This is a genomic window from Clostridium puniceum (assembly GCF_002006345.1).
GTDB classification, from domain to species: Bacteria; Bacillota; Clostridia; order Clostridiales; family Clostridiaceae; genus Clostridium; species Clostridium puniceum.
Map to the genome: position 1 here is coordinate 20,625 of NZ_LZZM01000217.1, position 6,552 is coordinate 27,176.

The window sequence follows — 6,552 nt, forward strand, 5'->3', positions numbered from 1 at the left end:
ATGAATGGATTATTTAGTTATTTGTTTGAAATAAAAGATCAAATAATTACATTATTAGTTGAACATGTAAAACTTACAGCATTATCCGTAGGGATAGCCATTTTAATTGGTATGCCACTAGGAATACTTATAAGTTATATAAAAAAATTAAACAAGCCAGTTTTGGGAGCCGCTAGCATTGTGCAGGCAATTCCGAGCATGGCACTATTAGGCTTTACGATACCTTTTTTAGGAATAGGTACAACCCCTGCAATTGTAATGGTAGTGTTATATTCACTTTTACCAATTATAAAAAATACAGTTACAGGAATTGAGAGCATAAATTCTCAAATGTTAGAGGCAGCAAGAGGTATAGGTCTTACTAAATTTCAAGTTTTAATTAAAATACAAATTCCATTAGCATTGCCAGTTATTATGTCGGGAATTAGGATTTCTGCAGTCACGGCAGTGGGACTTATGACAATGGCAGCATTCATTGGTGGTGGAGGACTAGGATATTTAGTTTTTTCTGGAATAAGAACTGTTAATACTTATCAAATTCTAGGAGGAGCAATTCCATCTTGCATATTGGCATTATTAGTAGATGGCTTATTTGGAATAGTTGAGAAATTAGTTACACCAATAAACTTGCAAAAAGCAAATAATAAAAGTAGCGTATCAAAGATTAAGACAAGAAAATTGCAAAAAGGAATTTTGACAGTTACAGGTTGTTTATTAATTGCCATATTTGCAATCACTGGAGTAACGCAAGGTGCTAGTAATAAAAAAACAATTACTATTGCTAGTAAGGACTTTACCGAACAAGAGATTTTAGGAAACATATTATCAGAGCTTATAGAAAGTAAAACTGACATTTCTGTAAATAGAAAGTTTGCATTAGGTGGAACTCAAGTATGTTTTTCAGCTTTAAAATCAGGCGAAATTGATATGTGGGTTGATTATAGTGGGACGGCTTATGGAGATATGTTAAAACATCCACCAATATCTGATGTAGAAGAAGTTTATAATACCGTAAAAAAAGATTTTAAAGAGCAGTTTAATATAGAAGTATTAAAGCAAATGAGATTTAATAATACCTACACTTTGGCTGTAAAAAAGGAAACAGCTAAAAAATATAATTTAGAATTAATAAGTGATCTTGCCAAAGTAGCCAATCAGTTTACAGCAACTACATCATTAGAATTCCTTAATAGACAAGATGGGCTAATTGGGTTGGCAGAGAAATATGAATTTAAATTTAAAGATACTATTGGAATAGATGGAAGTCCTAAATATACTGCTTTAATGAATGATGAAAGTGATGTTGTAGATGCATTTTCAACAGATGGATTATTAAAGAAATATGATTTAAAAGTTTTAAAAGATGATAAACAATTTTTCCCTCCTTATTATGCAATTCCACTCGTACGTTCTGAAGTAATAGAGGAATATCCAGAAATAGTACCGATTATTGAGGAAGTAGGAGAGTTAATAACTGATGATGTAATGAGTGAATTAAATTATCAAGTAGATGAGCTAAGAAAAGAACCGAAAGATGTTGCTATTGAATTTTTAAAGGAAGAAGGTTTAATATAGAAAATTAAAATAATACAGGTTTTGAAATTAAAACAATTTATTTATGCTTAAGTAGCTGAAAATTTAACCAAAGCAGCTACAAAATAAAGATATATATTTAATTTTCTAAAAAAATTGATATAATATAAACTATTAAAAAAGCACAACTATTCTTGGTGGGATGGAGTGCTTTTTTTCTATATATCAATACCAAGAAAATTAATCTTTATTTTTAAATGATATACGGAGAATAAATTAAATTGATAGAATTCATGATATTTATGATGTAATTATCAGACTCTTACGAAGATATTTTTTGCTTATTCATAAATATATAAACAAAATCCGAATTTTTAAAACAGAGCAGTATTATTTTAGTATTAAACTTTATTTTGCAAGTAATAAAGAGAATATTATCCTATAATAACAGTGGCAAACTATTATTATAAAAAAATATAGAATCACAAATTTGGGATTAATGAATACTAGGAGGGAATTATGAATTGGCAAAGAGAATTAGTGGCTTATCAAATATATCCAAGAAGTTTTAATGACTCTAATGGAGATGGAATTGGTGATTTGCAAGGTGTAATTGAAAAGCTAGATTATTTAAAGGATTTAGGAATTGATTTAATTTGGATAAGTCCTATATATAAATCACCAAATGATGATAATGGATATGATATAAGTGATTATAAGGATATACTTGAAGAGTTTGGCACAATAGAGGATTTTGATAAGTTACTAGAAGAAGTACATAAAAGAGGAATGTCTTTAATTATGGACTTGGTTATAAATCATACTTCAGATGAACATCCATGGTTTATAGAAGCAAAAAGTTCGAAATATAGTCCTAAAAGAGATTGGTACATTTGGAAGAAGGGTAAAAAGATCATAAATGAAGTTGATAGTAGAGAACCTAATAATTGGGCAAGTATATTTGGTGGTTCAGCTTGGGAATATGATTCAAATAGTGATGAATATTATTTACATTTGTTTAGCAAAAAAATGCCAGATCTTAATTGGGAAAATGAAGAATTAAGAAATGCACTTTATGAAATGATTAATTGGTGGTTAGATAAAGGGATTGATGGATTCCGTGTAGATGCAATTAGTCATATTAAAAAGTACGATTATGATGATATGGTAAATCCAGATAATTTAAAATATGTTCCATCTTTTGATAAGCAAATGAAGCAGCCTGGAATAGAAAAACTATTGCAAGATTTAAAAGAGAATACTTTTGATAAACATGATGTATTTACAATTGCAGAAGCAAGTGGAGTGAAAATAGATGATTTAGAGGAATGGGCAGGAAATAAAAATGGAAAATTCTCTATGATATTTCAATTTGAACATATGCATTTATGGAATATGGATAATACTCAGAAATCTACGTTAATAGATTTTAAGAAAACATTATCTAGTTGGCAGGATGCGATTTATAAAGATGGATGGATTGCATTGTTTTTAGAAAACCATGATTTAACAAGAAGTGTATCTAAACTTGGTGATGAAAATAAGTATTGGAAGGAAAGTGCAAAAGCGTTAGCTTTAATGTATTTCATGCAAATGGGCACTCCATTTATTTATCAAGGTCAGGAAATTGGAATGACTAATGCTGATTATGACAGTATAAATGATTTTAATGATGCCGCAACAATATATCAATATAATGAAAGGGTAGAACAAGGAATGTCTGAAGAAGAATCTCTTGAAATTGTAAAAGCAACTACTAGAGATAATTCAAGAACACCAATGCAATGGAATAACGCAGAAAATGGAGGATTTACGACAGGTGCTTCTTGGATGAAAGTAAATAAAAATTATAAAAAAGTAAATGTAGAAGATGAATTAAAAGATAAGGGTTCGATTCTTAATTTCTATAAAAAAATGATTAAGGTTAGAAAAGAAAATAAAACTTTAATATATGGAAAATATGAGCTTATATTAGAAGAACATGAAAAAATATATGCTTATACAAGAATTTTAAATAATAAAAAATATATCATAATTACAAATATATCAGCAGAAAAAGTAAAATTTGATTATGAAAGAGAAAGCTTAAAGTATGAAAATTTAATCCTTTCAAATTATAAAGTTAGCAGACATGAAGATATATCAAAGTTTACTTTAAAGCCATATGAAGCACGATTATATAAGTTAAATTAGAATGTTTAAATAAGGAAGCCATCAGATGACTTCCTTATTTAAAGATCACAATATCAATACTATTTAAAAGCATATCTTAATATGGGAAGAAATTATAATATTTAACTTTAAAGATAATTTCTTACGTTGAAGATTTCTCTATTTTTTATATATACTCTAGGGACTCTATATTTAAGCATACAAAGTATTTCGTAATTAATTGTTCCCATGATTTCTGCAATATCATCTGCGTTAAATTTCAAATCTCCTTCTTCACCAAGAAGTATAACTTTATCTCCAACCTTGACGTCTCCAACATCAGTCACATCTATCATACATTGATCCATACATATTCTGCCAACAATTGGAGCGAATTTTCCATTTATTATTACTTTACCATTTTTAGCAAATAATCTAGAATAACCATCTGCATATCCTATAGGAAGAGTTGCAATTAAGCTCTTTCGTCCAGTTTTAAAGGTTCTGCCATAGCTTATATACATTCCTTCATCCATTTCTTGAACACGAGTTATACATGCTTTTAGTGTTAACGCAGGTTTTATAGATAGGTTATTTTTATTAACTTCATTTGAAGGATAATAACCATAAAGTATAATTCCAGCTCTAACTGCATCTAAGTAAGTTTCTGGCATATCCATAATTGCACCACTATTTGAAATATGTTTCAGAGGAATTTTTATTCCTAAATTAGAAAGTTTAGCAGTAAAATCTGAAAACTTTGCAAATTGTTCATTAGTATATGTTTTATCTTTTTCATCTGAGGTTGAAAAATGAGTAAAGATTCCAATAACGTCTAACCCATTTAAAGAGAAGATTTCAGAAACATCACTAAGTACTTTTTCTGTTGGAAGGAAACCGATTCTTCCCATTCCAGTATCTAATTTAATATGAACCTTAGCTTTTTTGTTCATCTTTAATGCTATGTCAGATAATTTTCTTGCGTACTTTAAATCATAGACAGTTTGCTCTAAATCATATTTTATTAATTCTTCACCTAAATTTAATGGAGTATACCCAAGAATCATTATAGGAGCTTTTATATTATTATTTCTTAGTTCAATTCCTTCAGTTAAAACTGCGACAGCAAGTTTTGATGCACCATTTTCAAGTAAAGTTGGAACTACATCTAAAGCTCCATGACCATAACAATCAGCTTTAACAACTGCAATTACCTCTTTATTATTAACTAAATTGGCTATATTCTTCATATTATAAGCTATTACATCTAAATCAATTTCTGCATATACAGGTCTAAGTATTTTTTCCATTCATCTACGCCTCACATTTAATATTTAAATTTAATAATATGTTTCACAAAAATAATCTATATTAAAACAAATTATAATAACTTGATTTTATATAAATTAAAATTGAAGTATAATAAAAATAATTATTATTAAATCACATTTATATTTTATTACATAATAGGCAAGTAATAAAGAACCACTAGCGTTGAATTTTAAAAGTGAGGTGGTTCTAAAGAAAAAATGAGTTTGTAGAAGAGATGGAGCAGGAATTAAATGTTATTAGATAAGTATATCAAAATTGTAAATTATAAACTTAGATAAATAAATAAAAGCTTACACTTAAATAAGCAAAAGTGAAGCTTTTTTGTAAATTATAGAAATTAAATTTGTGATTAGAATTTAAAGGTTTTTGGTTCAGTACCGCTAAAAGAACTGATAGTTGCAACAGCATCTGAAAGATAAAATACTTCAAAAACACCATCATCTAAATTATACATATTCTTTAACATTGGTGCGGCTTCTAACATAGCAGCTTTAGCTTCTTTGCTAGAATCTACAACAGCGTTTCCAGTTAAACGAATCCATTCTCCTTTTTGAGACGTAGTAGAAATTTCAACTTTAGGATTTGCAACTAATTGTTTAAAAACTGGTTTTGTATTATTTGTCGCGAAATATAGTTTCCCTTCATAGTTAGCTACAGCGCCAAAAGGACGAACTCTAGCTTGATCTCCGTCAACTGTTGAAAGATAAAAAGTTGGATTGGTAGTTAAAAATTCAAATACTTCATTCATTTTAATTGCTCCTTTTATTTTATTATGATAAAATTACCGTGTACATAAATAATATTTTATTATGAATATTTTTTCAAGTACGATTATTTTTGATACATAGTATCCTAAAACATACAAAGGAGATTATATATGGAAGAAAAATACGATTTATTTGGCAAATGTCCATTCGTAACAGCACAAAAAATTATTGCAGGTAAATGGGCAGTAATAATTTTACATAATTTGAGTTCAAAGACGCTTCGTTTTGGGGAATTACAAAGAGTGTTACCAGATTTAACACAAGCAACACTTACAAAGCAGCTTCGAAGTTTAGAGGAGTATGGATTAGTAAAACGTTATGTATATCCACAGGTTCCACCTAAAGTTGAATACTCTCTAACTGATATAGGTAAGGAATTTCAAACAGTGTTAGATAGTATTTCTATTTGGGGAAAAAAATATATTGAACATATTAAAGATGGAGAGATTACTCAAAAATAGTGGAATAATACTAAGGTCACATAAAAAATGCTATTATTTTTCATTTTAAATTATAGCATTTTTTCTTTTTTTAGAAGGTTATATTAGCTAATATTATAGTAGAAATTAGTGTTTGAAGAGATTAAGAACCATATTAATCTATAATAGTGCATTTTTACTTGAATAATTTTACAGTTGAATAAAAAAAACAGATTCTTAGGCTATTTTTAATGACTCAAAAATTTCTTCTATCGGCGTACCGCTTGCGGCAGCTTTGTAAATATATATTACTTTGGATTTTTCTAAATCTTTCTTAGCAGCTTTATATC

5 protein-coding genes are annotated in these 6,552 nt (G+C 28.3%); 3 read left to right on the forward strand and 2 right to left on the reverse strand.

Translation table 11 applies throughout. The features are described 5' to 3' along the window. Both CLPUN_RS22730 and CLPUN_RS22735 read left to right on the forward strand, forming a co-directional pair. Complete coding sequence (locus tag CLPUN_RS22730; RefSeq protein WP_077849500.1) at window positions 1-1,575, forward strand: ABC transporter permease/substrate-binding protein; 1,575 nt, start codon at window positions 1-3, stop codon at window positions 1,573-1,575. 477 nt (window positions 1,576-2,052) lie between these two features. Then, window positions 2,053-3,726 (forward strand): glycoside hydrolase family 13 protein, encoded by a 1,674-nt coding sequence (locus CLPUN_RS22735; RefSeq protein ID WP_077849501.1) that lies wholly within the window; start codon window positions 2,053-2,055, stop codon window positions 3,724-3,726. A 107-nt stretch (window positions 3,727-3,833) separates the two neighbouring features. Here the strand turns inward: CLPUN_RS22735 and alr are convergent, their stop codons facing one another. Together alr and CLPUN_RS22745 are read right to left on the reverse strand one after the other, a co-directional pair. Beyond that, entirely contained in the window at window positions 3,834-4,994 is a 1,161-nt protein-coding gene (alr, locus tag CLPUN_RS22740) for an alanine racemase (protein WP_077849502.1), read from the reverse strand. A 371-nt stretch (window positions 4,995-5,365) separates the two neighbouring features. Beyond that, a complete protein-coding gene (locus CLPUN_RS22745; RefSeq protein ID WP_077849503.1) occupies window positions 5,366-5,764 on the reverse strand; it encodes a pyridoxamine 5'-phosphate oxidase family protein in 399 nt (132 codons plus the stop codon). A 129-nt stretch (window positions 5,765-5,893) separates the two neighbouring features. On the opposite strand from CLPUN_RS22745, the gene CLPUN_RS22750 reads away from it, so the two are divergent. After that, window positions 5,894-6,244: a winged helix-turn-helix transcriptional regulator gene (locus tag CLPUN_RS22750; RefSeq protein WP_077849504.1), complete on the forward strand. Its 351-nt coding sequence runs from the start codon at window positions 5,894-5,896 to the stop codon at window positions 6,242-6,244. Window positions 6,245-6,552 lie beyond the last annotated feature (308 nt).